The organism is Thermoleptolyngbya sp. M55_K2018_002 (assembly GCF_015295965.1).
Taxonomy (GTDB): Bacteria; Cyanobacteriota; Cyanobacteriia; order Elainellales; family Elainellaceae; genus Thermoleptolyngbya; species Thermoleptolyngbya sichuanensis.
The window spans coordinates 1-3,176 of record NZ_DVEA01000260.1; the positions used below are offsets into that span (position 1 = coordinate 1).

Below are 3,176 nucleotides of genomic sequence, written 5' to 3' on the forward strand. Positions count from 1 at the left end.
GATGAGGACGGCACGCAGCGCAGGAGCGAGCAGAAAACCCATGCAGAAGCTTTCGGACGATCAGCTTGCGGCAATTAATCGGCTAGTAGTGGACTGTGGCAGGCGATCGCTCGATCTGGCAGCAGGGTCGTTCAAGGTCTACGAAAAAGGGCTGGATGACTACGTGACTGACGTGGATCGGGCGCTGGATGCTCAGCTTGCAGGGGGGCTGACGGCGTTGTTTCCTGCCGATGGCGTGATTTCTGAGGAAAACGCCGCCTCGCGTCGGCAATTCTCGCAGCAAGCTGGCCGCCTGTGGCTGGTCGATCCGCTGGATGGCACAGAAGACTTTATCCACGGCAAGCCGCATTATTCTGTCATGGTGGGAGCGCTGGAGCAGGGACGGCCGACAGCGGGCTGGGTCTATGCGCCTGTGTTTGATCAACTGTATTTTGGGGGTGAGGAACTGGGGCTATTTGGGCAGGCGGGCGCAGGGGATGCGGTTCCGCTCGTGCCGACCCAGCCAGACCTGACGGGCGATCGCCTCTCAGTTCTAATCGGCACTAAAGATGCCCATCGATACGGTGAGTCCATTCTGCGCCATATCCCCCAGGCTCAGTTTGGCTTTATCGGCAGCTTTGGGCTAAAGGTGCTGGAGGTAATTCAGGGTCGCGCCGCACTTTATATTTACCTCAACCGCCGAGTCAAACTATGGGATACGGTCGGGCCGCTGGCCTTGGCCCGGGCGGCCGGGCTGGTGTGTTGCGATCTGGACGGCAAACCCATCGGGTTTGATGCAGCCGCCCTCGACCCCGACACGCTGACCCATCAGCAGCCGATTCTAGTGGGCTGGCCAACCTCTCTCGATCCGCTGCTGCCACCGCTGCAACGGGCGATCGCCGACGTGGACTGATCCCCATAACAGCGCCATAACAGCGCCGTGACAACGCCAGGATAGCGCCATGATACGCTAGACTTAACCATCTGGCTCTACTAATGACGTTCACCTGCACTTTCGCAAGGCTTCCAGACTCCGCAGGCGGCTGCTAATTTTGCTAACCGCCTGGGTACTCTAACCTTGGCAAGTGGCTCCCCGTGCTTGACTACTATGCGTCTCGCCAGACTGTTTCTCTTCGCGCCAATAACTTTCGCGCAAAACAGCCCCTGGAGGGACTCTCGACTTCTTATCCAGGGCGTTCTTCATGCAAACCACCGCCTTTAGTGAATTGTTCCCTCTCTTCAGTTCCGCCAGTCCAGAAACCCTGGAGTGGCTCTTGTCGATCGCGGTTGAGCATGAGTATCCCGCTGGCCGCGCCGTGCTAATGGAAGATGCCTGGGGAAATGCAGTCTATTTTGTCGAGTCGGGTTGGGTAAAAGTGCGCCGTCACTCTGGCGAAGAAGTGGTCACGCTGGCGATTTTGGGGCGCGGCGATTTCTTTGGGGAGATGGCGATTTTGGACGAGTCTCCCCGCTCGACGGATGTGGTGGCGCTGTCGCCTGTAAAGCTGCTCAGCATTTCCGCCCAGCGCTTTATCCAGACGCTGTTCAAAGATTCGCAACTGCACCACAAGATGCTGCAACTGATGGTGCGGCGCTTGCGACAGACCAATTTTCGCTTCCAGATCCAGCACCGCGCCCCGGCGATCAAGCTGGCCAATACGCTGGTGCTGCTGGGTGAAAACTACGGGAAGTCGACACCCCACGGCACGGAGATTTTCAATGTGCCGATCAAAGACTTGGCAGATGTTACGGACATCAATCCAGACGATGCAGCCAAGATCATGGAAAAACTGGACAGCAAGGGCTGGATCAAGATTGACGCGGCTGGACAGACCATGCGCCTGCTGAATATGCGTCAACTGGCTCACCTGGCTGGCAAGATTTAGCGGCGTAGCGATGCTCCGGAGTTAAGCCTCAAGCTCCTTTGCCTTGCGCCGCTGAAATTTCAGACTCCTAACTTCAGCCTCAGGACTTACGCAGTTGGACGATTTCTCACGGACGCAGCCCGCGAGAAATCGTCCAAATCCAGAAAGCTTATCGCACGTGTGTAAGTCCTGAGGCTAGTTCTGGGTTGGGGGTTGGGGGCTGGGTTTGCCCTTCGGAGTCACGTAGTATTGCTTGGCCACGTAGTCAAAGAATTCGTAGTATTGCGAGAACTGGTCGCTGGGCGATCGCCCCTGCCAGAAATACACGACGCCCTCTTCTGTCAGCGTCAGCGTCATCAGGCTGACGCTGCTGCCGATTTCTACGCGCAACTGTCCGCGCAATCCCTGGCGCGTCGTAAAGTTGGGCGCAGCTAGCACGCTCCGCCGCACCTGCTCAGACGAATCCCCCGGCGTAGACGAGATATGGCTCGCCCAGCCGAGAATTTCCACATCCGGGCTGTAGGGGTTGCGAAATCGCCGCCCATCCTGGCTGTCTGGCAGGGGCGCAGGTATCCAGTTGTCGGGATAGGGAAACTCAAACCCATAGTCGGGATTCTGATAGACCTTCCAGGTTCGCCGTTCGCTAACCGCTGGCTGGGAACAACTGCTGACTAGTCCGACGCTCAAACTGAGTAACAGGCTGGCTGCCATTCGACGCGAAGACGACCCAACCCTGGTGGCAGAAGGCTGAGGGCGATCGCCCCATCCCCAGTTGATGAATCGAGATGTAACGCCATTTGTAAACTTGTGTAACAATGCTGCCGTCATAGCGGTCTTCCGTCTTGACAGCGCTTGAACCAAGCCTCTATTCTTAAACGACATACCCGGGTATCAATCGCGAAATCAATATGCAAGACAAGAGTAAACTCACCCTGTATGTTCCACGAGAGCTTCACCGCAAGCTGAAGATCAAAGCGGCGGTAGATGATGAAGCGATGTCAAGCATTGTGGAACGTGCGATTGTCTTCTACCTGACTCATCCGCACATCGTAGATGAAGTAGAAGCGTCTTTCGGATCTGTGTCTCACGGGCAGACTCATCGAGTATACAACTGTCCTGGATGTGAGAGTTCCTACGTGATCCGTGAGGGTGAGCTAGTTTCTTTGGCGAGTCACGCTGGAGTCGTGCAGGATGATGCTGAGCTAGTCGATCGCGTTTCCATGACTCCGTCTCCTGAGCCTGTTGCTGAGGGGTTTGATCGACCGGGTGAAGAAAGTTTGGTTCCTTGCTAGTCGGGTTGTATTGTCTGACAGGTTCGTAGTCAGTTGAAAA

General features: G+C 56.3%; 4 protein-coding genes. 3 read left to right on the top strand and 1 reads right to left on the bottom strand.

Annotation, left to right across the window (positions count from 1 at the left end):
* Window positions 1–40: 40 nt before the first annotated feature.
* Window positions 41–892, top strand: a complete 852-nt coding sequence (locus IGS51_RS13010; protein ID WP_297078782.1) for an inositol monophosphatase family protein — start codon at window positions 41–43, stop codon at window positions 890–892.
* 289 nt (window positions 893–1,181) lie between these two features.
* On the top strand, window positions 1,182–1,865 hold the full coding sequence (locus IGS51_RS13015; protein ID WP_172353893.1) for a Crp/Fnr family transcriptional regulator: 684 nt from the start codon (window positions 1,182–1,184) through the stop codon (window positions 1,863–1,865).
* Between the two features lie 174 nt (window positions 1,866–2,039).
* Here IGS51_RS13015 and IGS51_RS13020 read toward each other — a convergent pair whose 3' ends face one another.
* The gene (locus tag IGS51_RS13020; RefSeq protein WP_297078783.1) at window positions 2,040–2,672 is read right to left on the bottom strand and encodes a hypothetical protein; all 633 of its coding nucleotides are present in this window, start codon (window positions 2,670–2,672) and stop codon (window positions 2,040–2,042) included.
* An 80-nt stretch (window positions 2,673–2,752) separates the two neighbouring features.
* Between IGS51_RS13020 and IGS51_RS13025 the strand changes: the two genes are divergently transcribed.
* On the top strand, window positions 2,753–3,136 hold the full coding sequence (locus tag IGS51_RS13025; RefSeq protein WP_297078784.1) for a hypothetical protein: 384 nt from the start codon (window positions 2,753–2,755) through the stop codon (window positions 3,134–3,136).
* Window positions 3,137–3,176 lie beyond the last annotated feature (40 nt).